The sequence below is a fragment of the Micromonospora fluostatini genome (genome assembly GCF_050410825.1).
In the GTDB taxonomy this organism is placed as follows: Bacteria; Actinomycetota; Actinomycetes; order Mycobacteriales; family Micromonosporaceae; genus Micromonospora; species Micromonospora rosaria.
Window position 1 is genome coordinate 6,506,651 of the sequence record NZ_CP191251.1, and the last position, 13,656, is coordinate 6,520,306.

Consider the following 13,656-nt stretch of genomic DNA (forward strand, 5'->3'; position numbering starts at 1 on the left):
GTTGGCGACACCGCACGGGGACGGGATCGAGGAGATCCCGTCCCCGCACGGGTAGCCGGAGCCGCTGGAGACAAGGTGACCCTGACAGAGAACAAACCCGAGACCCGGCCCAGCCTGGCTCCCCAGAAGGGCGGCCTGCTGGCCGATCGCGCCTTCTCGTGGTGGACCCTCGGCACCGGCCTGCTGGTGCTGGGGATCCTCGCCCTCATCCTGATCACCACCGTGCGGGAGGCCTGGCCGGCCTTCGTGGAGATGGGCTTCCGGTACGTCACCGAACGCACCTGGGACCCGAACCCCGCCGAGGGCGCCCCGATCTTCGGAGCCCTCTCCTTCATGTACGGCACCGCGGTCACCTCGCTGATCGCGCTGCTCATCGCGGTCCCGGTCTCCATCGGGATCGCCCTGTTCATCACCGAGCTGGCCCCGCGCCGGCTGCGCGGCTCGGCGATCACGGTGATCGACCTGCTCGCCGCCGTACCCTCGGTGGTCTTCGGGCTCTGGGGGGTGTTGGTGCTCGCCCCGATCCTGGTCGACTTCTACCGGGGGGTGCACAACGTCTTCTCCGGCGTTCCGGTGCTCGGCACCATCTTCGGGGAGGCGGCCAGCGGCCGGAACTTCATGACCGCCGGGCTGATCCTGGCCATCATGGTCACCCCGATCATCACCTCCATCTGCCGGGAGGTCTTCGGGACCGTGCCGCAGGCGGACAAGGACGCCGCCCTGGCGCTGGGGGCCACCCGCTGGGAGATGATCCGGGGGGCCGTCTTCCCGCACAGCTTCGGCGGGATCACCGGGGCCGTGATGCTCGGCCTCGGCCGGGCGATGGGGGAGACGATCGCCGTCGCGCTGGTCGTCGGCGGCTCCACCAACCTCTCCGCCAATTTGTTCGAGCCCGGTAACACCATGGCCGCCGTCATCGTCCAGCAGTTCGGCGAGTCGACCGGCACCTACACCGCGGCCCTGATCGGGCTCGGCGTGGTGCTCTTCGGGATGACCGTACTGATCAACCTGGCCGCCCAGCGGATCGTCCGCCGGGCGGAGGCCAGGATGAGGGGAGGGGTGGCGTGACCACCACCGCGACTCCGCCCGCCACCGGTCGTGGCCAGGGCGCACCGGACCTGAGCCGGGGCGCCCTGTCGATGCGTCGGCGGGTGGTCAACCACGTCGCCTCCGGCAGCATCCACCTGGCCCTGCTCCTGGCGGTGATCCCGCTGGGGCTGGTCATCTGGACGGTGCTCAACCGGGGAGCCGGGGTGATGAGCCTGGACTTCCTCAACGCCGACATCCCCAACTCGTACCGCCGGGAGGGGCCGGGCATGGGCCCGGCGATCGTCGGCACCCTGCTGATCACCGGCATGGCCTCCCTGATGGCCATCCCGCTCGGGGTCTTCGGCGCGATCTACCTCAACGAGTACGGCAAGCAGAAGCCGCTGGCCCGGACCATCCGGCTGATGGCGGACGTGATGACCGGCGTGCCCTCGATCGTGATGGGCCTGTTCATCTACATCTCCTGGGTGCTGGTGGTCGGCCGGTTCACCGGTTTCGCCGGGTCGCTGGCGCTGGCCTGCCTGATGCTCCCGGTGGTGATCCGCAGCAGCGAGGAGATGCTCCGCCTGGTCCCCGACGAGCTGCGCCAGGCGAGCCTGGCCCTGGGGGCCCGCAAGTGGCGGACCATCCTGACCGTGGTGCTGCCCGCCGCCATCTCCGGCATCACCAGTGGCGCCCTGCTGGCGGTGGCCCGCGCGGCCGGGGAGACCGCCCCGATCGTCATCGTGACCGGCATCGTCTTCTCCACCAACACGAACCTCTTCGACGGCTCGAACACGGCGCTGCCGGCGCAGATCTTCCGCAACGCCAGCCAGCCCTTCGTCGGCGCCCAGGACCGGGCCTGGGGAGCGGCCCTGACCCTGATCGTGATCGTGGTCCTCTTCACGATCGTCTCCCGCATCATCGCCAACCGCTTCGCCCTGAAGGAGCGCTGAACCATGCCCACTGCGAACACCCCCGCCGGCACCGTGACCTCGCACCCCTCGGTCTCCGTCAGCGCACCCTCCGCAGGCTGGAACGACGCCGGGGTGGACACCCCGGACGGGGCCGCCACCACGGTGATGAACCTGGCGGACGTCAGCGTCCACTACGGCAGCTACGAGGCCGTCCGGGGCACCTCCATGCCGATCCGGCAGAACCAGATCACCGCCATGATCGGCCCCTCGGGCTGCGGCAAGTCCACCATCCTGCGGTCGCTGAACCGGATGAACGACCTGATCGCCGGGGCCCGGGTCACCGGCTCGGTCACGTACCACGGGCAGGACATCTACGCCAAGGACGTGGACCCGATCCAGGTCCGTCGCCGGATCGGCATGGTCTTCCAGAAGCCGAACCCGTTCCCCAAGTCGATCTACGACAACGTGGCGTACGGGCTGCGGATCAACGGGATCAAGGGCAAGCTCGACGACCACGTCGAGGAGGCCCTGACCGGCGCCGCCCTCTGGGACGAGGTCAAGGACAAGCTGAAGACCAGCGGCCTGGCCCTCTCCGGTGGCCAGCAGCAGCGGCTCTGCATCGCCCGGACGATCGCGGTGAAGCCGGACGTGATCCTGATGGACGAGCCCTGCTCGGCCCTCGACCCGATCGCCACCAGCAAGATCGAGGACCTGATGTACGAGCTGTCGAAGTCGTACACCATCGTCATCGTCACGCACAACATGCAGCAGGCCGCCCGGGTGAGCCACTACACCGCGTTCTTCACCGCCGAGGTGGACGAGAAGCAGGTGCGGCACGGCCGGCTGGTCGAGTTCGACCAGACCTCGCGCATCTTCACCAACCCGGGGGACAAGCGGACCGAGGACTACATCACCGGCCGATTCGGCTGACCGATCCGATCCACCCCCGCGACGGGGGCGAACACCAGGATGGGCCGGTCCGGCCGGGAGGCCGTCTGCCGAGGGAAGGCGATGTGTCCGTCGACGATGCGGATTCCGAGCTGGTGCACATCGCCGTGCCGGCGGCGTACGTGCCGCACGTCGCCGCGCTCCTGGCCGAGCTGGACGGCTGGGGTGGCGAGGCGCGGCCGGCGCCCCGGCAACCACGCCCCCGGCCGCCGGAGGCCGTGGAGTGGCCGACGCCGGAGCTGAGCCGGTTCGCCCGGGGGCGCTCCAAGAGCCACGACACCGTGCTGCGGATGCTCGACCTGCTGGCGACCCGGCCCGGCGAGTGGTTCTCGGCGGAGGAGGTCTGCGCGGCCATCGCGGTGCCCCGGCACCGGCTCGGCGGGGCGCTGGCCGGGGTGAGCAGGATGCTGCGGTCCCACCCGGCCTACCGCGACCTGGGGCTGCCGCTCAACCGGTACGTGCCCAGCTCGCTGGACGGCGAGACCGGCACCTTCTACTGGGTGAGCCCGGAGCAGGCCCGACGCTGGCGGCAGGTACGCGGCGACCGGGGGTCGACCCCGCCCCGCCCCGGCTGACCGGGCCGGGCCGCCGGGCCACCCCGTCAGCCGAGGTGGTAGTTGACGTGCGCCGCCCAGCGGGCGAAACCGAGCCGCTCGTACAGGGCCACGGCGGCGGTGTTCGACTCGTCGACGTAGAGCATCACCCGGTCCAGGCCGCGCCGGTCCCGCAGGTACGCCAGGCCGGCGCTGGTCAGTGCCCGGCCGAGCCCGCCGCCGTGCGCCGCCGGGTCGACGCCGACCACGTACACCTCGCCGGTGCGGGCCGAGCCGGGGCGCTCGTGCACCTTGGTCCAGTGGAAGCCGAGCAGCCGGCCGGTGGTGTCGACGGCGAGCAGGAAACCGGCCGCGTCGAACCACGGCTCGGCGAGCCGTGCCCGCAGGTCCGCCTCGGTCCAGCGGCCCTGCTCGGGGTGGTCGGCGAAGGCCCGCGCGTTGACCGCCAGCCAGGCGGCGTCGTCCTGACCGGGGCGGAACGCGCGCAGCGCCACCCCGTCCGGCAGGCGCGGCGGGTCCACCGGCGTGGTCAGGGGCCGGCGCAGTTGCCAGAGCACCCGTGCCCGGGTGAAGCCGAGGTCGACGGCGAGCGCGGCGGCGGAGGGGTGGTCCCCGTGCGCCCAGGCCCGCAGCGGCCCGGTCGCCGCCGCCAGCACCCCCCGGGCCAGCGCCCGGCCGGTGCCCCGCCGCCGGTACCCCGGGTGGACGGCCAGTTCCACCCCGGTGCCGGTGGCGACGTCCGTGGTGTCCAGGTGGGCGTACCCGGTCAGGGTGCCGTCGGGGGCGCGGGCGGTGAGGTGCACGGCCGGCGCGTCGGCGTCCCGCAGCCGGAGCAGGACGTGTTCGTCCAGCGGGTCCGCGCCGTCGCTGTCGCCGGCGGCCCGCGCCAGCGCGAGCACCTCGGTGGTCTCGGTGGCGGAGAGCCGGTCGGCCCGGGTCACCTGGTCTGCGGTCGGCGCGGTGCTGCTCACCCCGCCACGGTAGTCCTCAGGTGGCCCCGGTGGGGAGCGCGTCGAAGTGGTACCGGCCGGTGAGCTCGGGCAGCACGTACCGGAGGGCGTCGATGGTGCCCTGCCGGTTGCCCCCGGCGTCGTGCAGCAGCACGACCGCGCCGGGCCCGACGTAGGTGCTGAGGACGGTGGCGATCCGTTGCGCGCCCGGGGCCCGCCAGTCCGACGGGTCGACGTTCCAGTGCAGCGGGGTCATGCCGAGTTCCCGGGCCACCGACACCACCGGGTACGTCCAGGCCCCGCCGGGCTGCCGGAACCAGACGACCGGGGCGTCCGGCGCCGCCGCCCGGATCGCCTGGCTGGTCCGGATCAGGTCGGCCCGGATGACGTCCGGCGAGCGCTTGCCGAGCAGGGTGTCGTGGTTCCAGGAGTGGTTGCACAGGGTGTGCCCGTCGGCCACGATGGCCCGGATCAGCTCCGGATGGTTGCGCGCGTTCTGCCCGACCACGCAGAAGGTGGCCTTGATCTGGTGCTCGCGGAGCACGGCGAGCGCCTGCGGGGTGTAGCGCGGGTCGGGCCCGTCGTCGAAGGTGAGGGCCACCTCGGTGGTACCGGTGGTGATCTGGGTGCCGTACGGGCCGTCGCCGGCGGGCTGCTGCGGGTCGGCGTCCTGGGTCGACTCGCTCGGCGCGCTGGGGGAGGGGCCGCCGGTGCCGGGGAGCGGGGCCTGGTCGGCGTACTGGGGGCCGGTGAGCGAGGTGCCCAGCCCGGTTGGGGGGTGCCCGGCCGGGTCGCTGACCAGGCTGCGACCGAGCGCGTACGCGGAGCCCAGCAGTGCGACCACGACCAGGGTGACCAGGACGGCGGTCCGCCCGGCCAGGGCGGGGCGCATCAGCGGTTCCGTCCCGGGCGCCCGGTCGGTGCGACGCGCCCGGCGGCCGGGGCGGCCGGGCTGGCCACCCCGGCCGACGTGACGTACGCCGTTGTCGTGTCCCCCGTCGACGCAGCCACCGTCGCCCCCTCCTGCCGAATCCGGCACTCAGGATATGACCGACTAAGGGGGCGAAAAGGGCGAATCGGAATAACGGTAGGAGTGGTGGATCAGACGGGGACGGGGGTGCTCTCCGTGTCCGGCAGCGACCGCGACGGCGGCACGACGAACTTGTACCCCACCTGGCGGACCGTGCCGATCATCGACTCGTACTCCGAGCCGAGCTTGGCCCGCAGCCGCCGGACGTGCACGTCGACCGTACGGGTGCCGCCGAAGTAGTCGTAGCCCCAGACCTCGCGCAGGAGCTGGTCGCGGGTGAAGACCCGGCCCGGGTGCTGGGCGAGGAACTTCAGCAGCTCGAACTCCTTGTAGGTGAGGTCGAGCGGGCGGCCCTTGAGCCGCGCGGCGTAGGTGTCCGGGTCGATGGTCAGCTCGCCGGCCCGGATCGAGCCGCCGGCACCCGAGGTGGCGTTGCTCAGCCGGCCGACCGCCAGTCGCAGCCGGGCCTCCACCTCGGCCGGGCCGGCGGAGGCGAGGATGACGTCGTCGACGCCCCAGTCCGCGTTGAGCGCGATCAGCCCGGCCTCGGTGACCACCGCGACCAGCGGCACCCCGAGCCCGGTGGCGTGCAGCATCCGACAGGTCGCGCGGGCCTCGCTCAGCTCGGAGCGGGCGTCGACCAGGACGGCGTCCGGGCTCGGCCCGGCGACCAGGGTGCGCACGTCGCGGGGCGCGGTGCGCACCGAGTGTGGCAGCAGGTCCAGCGCGGGCAGCACCGCGGATGGTTCGCCTGCGCGTGCGGTCACCAGCAGCAGGATCTCCACACGATCACCTCCGTCCCGGCGGCCACTAGCCGCGCGCGACCAGCGGCGTCCGGTGGGATGCACCGCTGAGAACTGACGTTGGCCCGGCGTCAGGATCTGACGTCTGGTCCCGGCGTCGCTGGCGGGCGGGTAAGTGCTGTCGAGCCTAACCGATGACCTCTGCCCGGCCATCCCTGCTTATCCCGTTCGTCACCCTTACCCCAAATTGCGGATCAGGTTTTAACCTGGCCGAAACCGTGTTCCCCGGATCTGCCGCCCGGTCTGGCACGATCGGGGCGTGTATCCCTCCACCCCGCCCGAGACCGGACGTGACCCGTGGACCGACGACGACGCGGACCGGTCCGGCCGGGCCCCCGCCCCACGGACCGGACCCGACGACACCGGGGAGCGGCGGGGGCGGGGCCGGCCCCGCCGGTTCCGCAAGAGCGGTGAGCCCGCGCGCCGCCCGGACGACGAGGTGGAGGCGGTCGAGGACGAGGAGGACGAGCCCCCGGTCGAGGTGCGCCGGCCGCTCTCGCTCGCCGTCGCCGGCTTCGCCGCGCTGCTCTGCCTCGGGCTGGTGCTCGGCGCGCAGACCGCCGGTCCCGGGCACCGGTTGCCCTTCGCGGTCATCGTGCTCGGCGTGCAGATCCTGTTCATCCTGGCCTGGACGATGGCGGCCCGCCCGCCCGCGCTGCTGGTGGTCGCCGTGGTCAGCGCCGGGGCCGGGGTGGTCGCCGACGTCGCCGCCGTCCACTCCGCCGAGGCCGGCGCGGGCCCCCTGGGGTACGCCGCCGTCGGGGGGTTCGTCCTCGCCGTGCTCGGTCAACTCGTCCGCCGGGTGGACCGGCGGCGGGTCACCGACTCGCTCGGGGTGACCCTGCTGACCGTACTCGGCGTGGTGGCCTTCGCCGGCCTGCTCGTCCTCGGCCGGATCCCGGCCGGTACCCAGGCGGTCACCGTCTGCCTGGCCGCCGCCGGCGTGGCGCTCACCGTGGCCCGGCTGACCGACGCGGTGCTGCCCTGGCCCCGGCTGGCCCCGCAGGTGCCCCGGGGTGCGGCCGGCGTGGTCGCCGGCGCGATGGTCGGCACGCTGGCCAGCGCGGTCTTCGGCAGCTACCTGGTCACCCCGTTCACGCCCACCCGGGCCGCCCTGATCGGGCTGCTCGCGGCGGTCAGCGCCGTGCTGACCGACCTCGCCGTCGGGTACGCCGAGGCGGGTCGGCTGATGGCGGGGGAGCCGCCCACCATGTGGATCGCCCGGCACCTCCAGGGGCCGCTCGGTGGCTTCGCCATGGCGGCGGCGGCCGCGTACCCGATGTGTCTGTTGTTGCTCTGAGGCGCGGATTGAGATTTCCTCGCACCGGGTAATCCCGGCGGCGACCCGGGGCCGCCGGCGGAGCGGGCTCCCGGGACGGGCGTTCCCAGGACGAGCAGCGGACAGGAGGCGGCGTGGCGGAGAGCTACCCGGCGAACGAGGGACGGCCCCGGCGACGCGGACGCAAGGTGCTCGTCACCCTCGTCGTCCTGCTGCTGGTCCTCGGCGGGCTGGCGGTGGTCGCCGACCGGGTGGCGGTCGCCGTGGCCGAGCGTGCCATCGCCGACCAGGTCCGCCAGGAGGTGGCCCGGCAGCAGGTCGAGTCGGCGCCGCCGGAGGTGCAGGTCGGCGGCTTCCCCTTCCTCAACCAGGTGGTCGCCGGGCGGTACGACCGGATCACCATCCGGCTGCGCGACGTGCGCGGCTCGGTCCAGGGCAACGCGGTCAACCTGCCCTCCCTCGACATCGACGCGCGCAACGTCCGGGCGTCGCTGGACACGCTGCGCTCCGGGCAGGGCGACGTGGTCGCCGAGACCGTCGACGGCACCGGCACGATCAGCTACGACAGCCTCGCCGCGCTGCTCGACCGGCCGGGCCTCACGCTCGGCGAGCGGGACGGCCGGCTCGCCGTCACCGCCCCGGTGGACATCCTCGGCCAGCAGCTCACCGTCAACGGCACCGCCGAGGTGACGGTGAGCGAGCAGGGGCAGGTCGCGCTCAAGGTCGACGAGGTGGACGCCGAGGGGCTGCCCGCCGTGCCGCTGGCCCGCACCCTGCTCAACAACTGGGCCCAGGGGATCTCCATCGACGTGCCGCTGCCCGAACTGCCGTTCCAGTTGACCATCCGCGAGGTCCGGCCGCTGCCCGGCGGGCTGGCCGTCACCGCCGACGCGCGGGACGTGCCGATCAACCAGGCGGCCGGCTGAGGGCCCGACCGGTGGACCGGTCGGCCTCGGCCGACCGTCTCGGATGCTGGTCGGTCACCTGGCGTTCGGTCCGGTGGCTGGTAGGCTCCCTGCCCATGGGGACGCTCCTCACCAAACGGCGCGCGGTCGACCTGTGCCGCGTGGCCACCTGCCTGTGTCGCCCCGCCATCTGACGGCGGGGCTGTCCCTGGTCGCCTAGTGACCATCCGGCACGCAGGGTCCGCGTACCCTCTGATGCCTCCCAATACGCCCGGCAGCGGCGCCGTCGCACGAACCCGTGATCCGTCCGTCCCATGGGTCCCGCGCGTGGTGCGACCACAACACCCGATGCCCTCCGCGCGCTGGCTCACCATCCATCCTCACCAGGGAGTGATCTGATGAGTCGCGACACCGCACTCGTCTCGGCCGAGTGGGCCGAGAAGAACCTCGACGCCCCGGGCGTCGTCTTCGTCGAGGTCGACGAGGACACCTCGGCCTACGACACCGGCCACATCGCCGGGGCCATCAAGCTGGACTGGAAGACCGACCTGCAGGACCCGGTGCGTCGGGACTTCGTCAACAAGGAGCAGTTCGAGGCGCTCCTGTCCGCCCGGGGCATCGGCAACGACGACACCGTCGTGCTCTACGGCGGCAACAACAACTGGTTCGCCGCGTACGCGTACTGGTACTTCAAGCTCTACGGCCACCAGGACGTCAAGCTGCTCGACGGCGGTCGCAAGAAGTGGGAGCTGGACGCCCGGCCCCTGGTCACCGACGCGGTGACCCGCCCGGCCACCCAGTACGTCGCCAGCGAGCCGGACAACAGCATCCGCGCCTTCCGGGACGAGATCGTCCCCGCCATCGGCGTGAAGAACCTGGTCGACGTGCGCAGCCCCGACGAGTACGCCGGCCGGCTGCTCGCCCCCGCCCACCTGCCGCAGGAGCAGGCCCAGCGGGCCGGCCACGTGCCCACCGCGATCAGCGTGCCGTGGTCCAAGGCCGCCAACGAGGACGGCACCTTCAAGTCCGACGACGAGCTTCGCAAGATCTACGGCGAGGCCGGGCTGGACGACGGCAAGGAGACCATCGCGTACTGCCGGATCGGCGAGCGCTCCTCGCACACCTGGTTCGTGCTCCAGGAGCTGCTCGGTCACCAGAACGTGAAGAACTACGACGGCTCCTGGACCGAGTACGGCTCGCTCGTCGGCGTGCCGGTCGCGCTCGGTGACGAGCCCGGGAAGGCGTGATCGCCATGACTGCTCCCACCGCCGCCGGCTGCGCCGCGCCCGACCAGGCCGCGCCGCTGCCCGCCAGCCTCGACCTGGAGAAGGAAACCGTCATCACGGGCGTGGTCCGGGCCGAGTCCGGTGAGGTCGTGCCGGGCGCGTACGTCCGTCTGCTCGACTCCACCGGCGAGTTCACCGCCGAGGTGGTGACCTCCCCGGCCGGCCAGTTCCGGTTCTTCGCCGCCCCGGGCGCCTGGACCCTGCGGGCGCTCTCCCGGCACGGCAACGGCGACAGCGCCGTCACCGCCGACCGGGGCATCAACGAGGTGACCGTCACGGTCGCCTGAGGTGTAAGGAAGGGCCCCCTGTTAACGCCTGCGGTAGAGCAGGGTTCCCTTCTCACCACGTACATCGGCTCGGGCCGGTCGTCCCCTCGGGGGTGACCGGCCCGAGCCGTCGGGGCGGCGGGGTGGCGAAGCGGTGCGGTGGGAGGCGGTGGACGGGGGGTTTGATCAGGGCGTTTAGCCTGGGGCGATGGTGATGTTGCGTCGGGCGGCCGTGCTGGTGGGCGTCCTGATCCTCGGCACGACCACGCTCGCCGGGCCGGCGGCGGCCACCCGACCGTCGACCGCCCCCGTCCCGGTCGCGCAGGTGCTGGCCGAGCGGCCGATGCGACTCGACAGTCAGCTCGTCGACGAGGCGGACGTGCTCGGCGACCGGCGCGACGCGGCCCAGCAGGCCCTCACCGAGCTGCGCCAGCGCACCGGGCTCCAGCTCTTCGTGGTCTTCGTGCACACGTTCAGCGGCCGGAGCGCGCAGAACTGGGCCGACGAGACCGCCACCCGCAGCGACCTCGGCGACCGGGACGCGCTGCTGGCCATCGCCACCCGGGACCGGTCGTACGCGTACTCCTTCGCCCAGGACTACCCGCTCACCGACGGCCAGCTCGACGAGGTCGCCCGGGTGGCGATCGAGCCCCCGCTCGGCGCGAACGACTGGGCCGGGGCGGTGATCGGGGCGGCCCAGGGGTACCAGACGGCGAGCGAGGGGCGCAGCATTCCGCAGCCGGCGATCCAGCCCGGCCCGCCGGACACCCCGTCGAGCGGTGAGCGGGCCGGCTCGGCGGCGAAGGTGCTCGTACCCCTGCTCCTGCTGGCCGCCGTGCTGGTGGCCCTCTGGTGGTGGCCCCGGCACCGACGCCGGAAGGAGGCGCGGGCGGCGGCCGAGCTGGCCCGCGCCCGGACCGAGGAGATCGCGGCGAAGGCCAACGGGCTCCTCGTCGAACTGGACAACGAGTTGCACGCCAGCGAGCAGGAACTCGCCCTGGCCACCGGGCAGTACGGCGCGGAGGCGACCGCCGCCTTCACCGCCGCCCTGGTCTCGGCGCGGCAGGAACTGGCCGAGGCGTTCCGGCTGCGGATCAGCCTGGACCAGGAGAACGTCGACGACGCCACCCGCCGGCAGCGGCTGCTGGAGATCGTCGAGCGCTGCGAGCGCGCGGACCAGCGGCTCGACGCCGAGGCGGAGGCGTTCGAGCGGCTCCGTGCGATCGAGCCCCGGGTGACCGAGTTCCTGACCGACCTGGCGGCCCGCCGCACCGCGCTCCAGCAGCGCACGGAGCAGGCCGACGCGACCATGACCCGGCTCCGCCAGCGGTACGCCGGGTCCGCCCTGACCACCGTGGCCGGTGACGTGGACGCGGCCCGGGATCGGCTGGCCTTCGCCGCCGCGACGCTCGCCGACGCCGGCACGGCCGCCCGGGAGCAGGCCCTGCCCCGGGCCGCCCTCGGGGTACGGACCGCCGAGGAAGCCCTGGGTCAGGTCGACACCCTGTTGGGCGGGGTCGAGCGGCTCGACGGCGACCTGACCGCCGCCCGGGAGGCGGCCGACGCCCTGCTCACCGAGCTGGACACCGAGATCGCCCAGGGCCGTGCCCTGCTCTCCGGCTCCGCGGTCCCGCCAGCCGGAGCCCCGGGTACGCCGAGCGCCGGCGTGGCCCCGGGTGCGCCGGCCTGGACGCCCGGACCGGCCGGAGCCCCCGGTACGCCGGTTGGCGGGCCGGTGCCGGTCGAGGGGCAGGCGGAGTTGGCCGCTGCCGTCGCCGAGGCGGAACGGGTGACGTCGGCCGTACGCGCGGAATTTGCCCGGCCGACCACGGACCCGCAGGCGGCCCTGCACCGGCTGGAGGCGGCGGACGCCGCCCTGGACCGGGCGCTGGCCACCTCGATCGAGGCCGCCCAGCGGGTGGCGCGGGCGCGGGCGCTGCTCGGGCGGAGCATCCAGGTGGCGGCGGCCGAGATCGACGCGGCCAGCCGGTACGTGCACACCCGGCGGGCCGCCGTCGGCCAGCAGTCCCGGGTCTTGTTGGCCGAGGCCGGTCAGCACCTGGACCGGGCGCGGGCGCTCGCCGAGGCCGACCCGGTGACCGCCCTGGCCGCCGCGCAGGAGGCGGCGAAGCTCGCCGGCCGCGCCAGCCGGGCCGCCCGTACCGACGTCGACGCCTGGTCCCACGGCGGTTTCGCCGGACCGACCGGCGGCTCCGGGGCCGGTGCGGACGCCTTCCTGGGCGCCCTGCTCGGCGGGATCCTCTCCGGCGGCTCGTCGGGCGGCGGTTGGGGCGGCGGGTACGGGGGGAGCAGCAGCCGGTCCCGGCGGAGTGGTGGCTACCGAGGTGGTGGCTCCAGCGTGCGTCGGTCCGGGGGCTCCAGCGGGCGGCGTAGCGGCGGCGGGGGCGGTCGCCGGGGCGGCGGCGGGCGCTTCTGACCCCATTGCTCGGCTGACCCCACCGTGGCGATCGTTGCCTACGTGTCGGGTCTGCTCCGTCGGGGGAGGCGGCGGTGCAGGTTGGGTCTACTCCGTCGGCGTCGGCGGCAGTGCGCCCCGGATCCACATCGTCGGCGGAGCTGGCGGGGCGTGTCGGATCAGCGGCGGAGGCGGCGGGCGCAGTCGTCGTGGTGCCCCGGGCGGAGCAGACAGCGGCGGCCGTTGCCCAGCAGCCGGTCGCAGAAGACCTGCTGCTGGTTGCTCGGCGCGCCCTCCACGGAGACCGTCGTCTCGCCCAGCACCAGTTCCGGCAGGAACGACAGGGAACGGGTGACCGCGCGGGCGCACAGGTGCGCGGCGGCGAAGTCCGCCACCCGTACGGTGAGGTGGACGACGTACCGGGAGCAGTCCAGGTCGTGGTCCGTCGGCCTGGTCACGACGGGCCGCCCCGGGTGGCGGCCCGCTCGCGCAGGGCCCGTTCGATCCGGGTGTTCCTTCGGAGGAACCGGAACGGGTTGCCCATCGTTGACCACCTTTCGCCGATGACCTCGTGCCCGGGGTACTGGTCGGGGCCGGGACGGGCCACGGTGGACCCGCCCCGGCCGGGAGGTGAGCCCTGCCCGTTGCCACGCGAGGAGCGCTCGTCGGTCAACTTATTCGCACATCTCGGCAGAGTCAACAGTGAGTGAGCGTGTCCTCACGGCTACTTGTCGGGCATGCGTGTCCGTGATCGAATCGGGGGTGCCACGCGAGGAGCGCCATGCCTGCACTGCCCGATTACCTGCGAGTCTCGAACGCGATCATGGACGACGTCCGCAGCGGAAAGCTGAAACCGGGCGACAAGCTGCCCTCGATCGCCCAACTCTGCGTGCTACACAAGGTTGGCGCGTCGACGATCCAGCAGGTCTACATCCGGCTCGAGGCGCTGGAGGTCGTCGAGCGGTACCAGGGCAAGGGCGTCTTCGTCACCGACCCGGCCACCTGGCTCCGCAAGCCCTGACCGACAGGCGTCTGGCGGGAGCGTGAGCGGATTTGTCGCGATCCCGATCCACGTCACTCTGTCTGTCGAGGGTGCCGCATAGGCATGAACGGGGCCATGTGGCCACAATTCCCCTCGCCTTGTCGGCTTAGGTCGCCCCAACAAAAGAACCTTGGAAGATTTCGGCCCCTATGGGGGCCACTCGGCTCCAAGATCTCGGGGCGGGGCGGGGCGGGGGAGAAAGGGGTGGGCATGACGGTGGCCGCCGACCGGGGT

Annotated in this window: 15 protein-coding genes; 11 read left to right on the plus strand and 4 right to left on the minus strand. The window is 73.2% G+C overall.

All coding sequences use genetic code 11. The annotated features are described in order from the left end of the window. Positions 1-75 precede the first annotated feature (75 nt). The 4 genes from pstC (at position 76) to ACQUFX_RS29010 (ending at position 3,466) form a co-directional block, all read left to right on the plus strand. Positions 76-1,068 (plus strand): phosphate ABC transporter permease subunit PstC, encoded by a 993-nt coding sequence (pstC, locus tag ACQUFX_RS28995; protein ID WP_428963369.1) that lies wholly within the window; start codon positions 76-78, stop codon positions 1,066-1,068. Further along, positions 1,065-1,982 carry a phosphate ABC transporter permease PstA gene (pstA, locus tag ACQUFX_RS29000; RefSeq protein WP_428963370.1) on the plus strand — a complete coding sequence of 306 codons (918 nt, stop codon included), beginning with the start codon at positions 1,065-1,067 and terminating at the stop codon, positions 1,980-1,982. The genes pstC and pstA overlap by 4 nt, the downstream gene beginning before the upstream one ends. Before the next feature lie 3 nt (positions 1,983-1,985). After that, positions 1,986-2,873: a phosphate ABC transporter ATP-binding protein PstB gene (gene pstB / locus ACQUFX_RS29005; RefSeq protein WP_067362773.1), complete on the plus strand. Its 888-nt coding sequence runs from the start codon at positions 1,986-1,988 to the stop codon at positions 2,871-2,873. An 83-nt stretch (positions 2,874-2,956) separates the two neighbouring features. After that, the gene (locus ACQUFX_RS29010) at positions 2,957-3,466 is read left to right on the plus strand and encodes a hypothetical protein (protein WP_067362770.1); all 510 of its coding nucleotides are present in this window, start codon (positions 2,957-2,959) and stop codon (positions 3,464-3,466) included. Between the two features lie 26 nt (positions 3,467-3,492). Here ACQUFX_RS29010 and mshD read toward each other — a convergent pair whose 3' ends face one another. From mshD to ACQUFX_RS29025, 3 genes are all read right to left on the minus strand, one after another. Next, entirely contained in the window at positions 3,493-4,416 is a 924-nt protein-coding gene (mshD, locus tag ACQUFX_RS29015) for a mycothiol synthase (protein WP_428963371.1), read from the minus strand. Between the two features lie 16 nt (positions 4,417-4,432). Then, positions 4,433-5,287 carry a polysaccharide deacetylase family protein gene (locus tag ACQUFX_RS29020; RefSeq protein ID WP_428963372.1) on the minus strand — a complete coding sequence of 285 codons (855 nt, stop codon included), beginning with the start codon at positions 5,285-5,287 and terminating at the stop codon, positions 4,433-4,435. A gap of 209 nt (positions 5,288-5,496) precedes the next feature. Continuing rightward, the gene (locus ACQUFX_RS29025; RefSeq protein WP_428963373.1) at positions 5,497-6,210 is read right to left on the minus strand and encodes a winged helix-turn-helix transcriptional regulator; all 714 of its coding nucleotides are present in this window, start codon (positions 6,208-6,210) and stop codon (positions 5,497-5,499) included. 277 nt (positions 6,211-6,487) lie between these two features. Here ACQUFX_RS29025 and ACQUFX_RS29030 point away from each other — a divergent pair, with 277 nt between their 5' ends. The 6 genes from ACQUFX_RS29030 to ACQUFX_RS29055 all read left to right on the plus strand — a co-directional run bounded on the left by ACQUFX_RS29030 (position 6,488) and on the right by ACQUFX_RS29055 (position 12,401). Then, positions 6,488-7,528 carry a hypothetical protein gene (locus tag ACQUFX_RS29030; RefSeq protein WP_428963374.1) on the plus strand — a complete coding sequence of 347 codons (1,041 nt, stop codon included), beginning with the start codon at positions 6,488-6,490 and terminating at the stop codon, positions 7,526-7,528. Between the two features lie 113 nt (positions 7,529-7,641). After that, entirely contained in the window at positions 7,642-8,433 is a 792-nt protein-coding gene (locus ACQUFX_RS29035; RefSeq protein ID WP_428963375.1) for an LmeA family phospholipid-binding protein, read from the plus strand. A 95-nt stretch (positions 8,434-8,528) separates the two neighbouring features. Then, on the plus strand, positions 8,529-8,606 hold the full coding sequence (locus tag ACQUFX_RS29040; protein WP_325050676.1) for an Ms5788A family Cys-rich leader peptide: 78 nt from the start codon (positions 8,529-8,531) through the stop codon (positions 8,604-8,606). A 204-nt stretch (positions 8,607-8,810) separates the two neighbouring features. Continuing rightward, entirely contained in the window at positions 8,811-9,659 is an 849-nt protein-coding gene (locus tag ACQUFX_RS29045; protein WP_067362753.1) for a sulfurtransferase, read from the plus strand. Between the two features lie 5 nt (positions 9,660-9,664). Further along, the gene (locus tag ACQUFX_RS29050) at positions 9,665-9,985 is read left to right on the plus strand and encodes a DUF1416 domain-containing protein (protein WP_067362875.1); all 321 of its coding nucleotides are present in this window, start codon (positions 9,665-9,667) and stop codon (positions 9,983-9,985) included. A gap of 187 nt (positions 9,986-10,172) precedes the next feature. Then, complete coding sequence (locus ACQUFX_RS29055; protein ID WP_428963376.1) at positions 10,173-12,401, plus strand: TPM domain-containing protein; 2,229 nt, start codon at positions 10,173-10,175, stop codon at positions 12,399-12,401. Between the two features lie 158 nt (positions 12,402-12,559). On the opposite strand, the gene ACQUFX_RS29060 is transcribed toward ACQUFX_RS29055, so the two are convergent. Next, the gene (locus tag ACQUFX_RS29060; protein ID WP_428963378.1) at positions 12,560-12,838 is read right to left on the minus strand and encodes a hypothetical protein; all 279 of its coding nucleotides are present in this window, start codon (positions 12,836-12,838) and stop codon (positions 12,560-12,562) included. A gap of 323 nt (positions 12,839-13,161) precedes the next feature. On the opposite strand from ACQUFX_RS29060, the gene ACQUFX_RS29065 reads away from it, so the two are divergent. Then, entirely contained in the window at positions 13,162-13,401 is a 240-nt protein-coding gene (locus tag ACQUFX_RS29065) for a winged helix-turn-helix domain-containing protein (protein WP_428963379.1), read from the plus strand. The last annotated feature ends 255 nt before the right edge of the window (positions 13,402-13,656 follow it).

Excerpts from the sequence above, each read along its gene's own strand:
- pstB (WP_067362773.1), top strand. The coding sequence starts at position 1,986 with ATGCCCACTGCGAACACCCCCGCCGGCACCGTGACCTCGCACCCCTCG.
- ACQUFX_RS29020 (WP_428963372.1), bottom strand. The coding sequence starts at position 5,287 with ATGCGCCCCGCCCTGGCCGGGCGGACCGCCGTCCTGGTCACCCTGGTC.
- ACQUFX_RS29040 (WP_325050676.1), top strand. The coding sequence starts at position 8,529 with ATGGGGACGCTCCTCACCAAACGGCGCGCGGTCGACCTGTGCCGCGTG.
- ACQUFX_RS29045 (WP_067362753.1), top strand. The coding sequence starts at position 8,811 with ATGAGTCGCGACACCGCACTCGTCTCGGCCGAGTGGGCCGAGAAGAAC.
- ACQUFX_RS29050 (WP_067362875.1), top strand. The coding sequence starts at position 9,665 with ATGACTGCTCCCACCGCCGCCGGCTGCGCCGCGCCCGACCAGGCCGCG.
- ACQUFX_RS29055 (WP_428963376.1), top strand. The coding sequence starts at position 10,173 with ATGGTGATGTTGCGTCGGGCGGCCGTGCTGGTGGGCGTCCTGATCCTC.
- ACQUFX_RS29065 (WP_428963379.1), top strand. The coding sequence starts at position 13,162 with ATGCCTGCACTGCCCGATTACCTGCGAGTCTCGAACGCGATCATGGAC.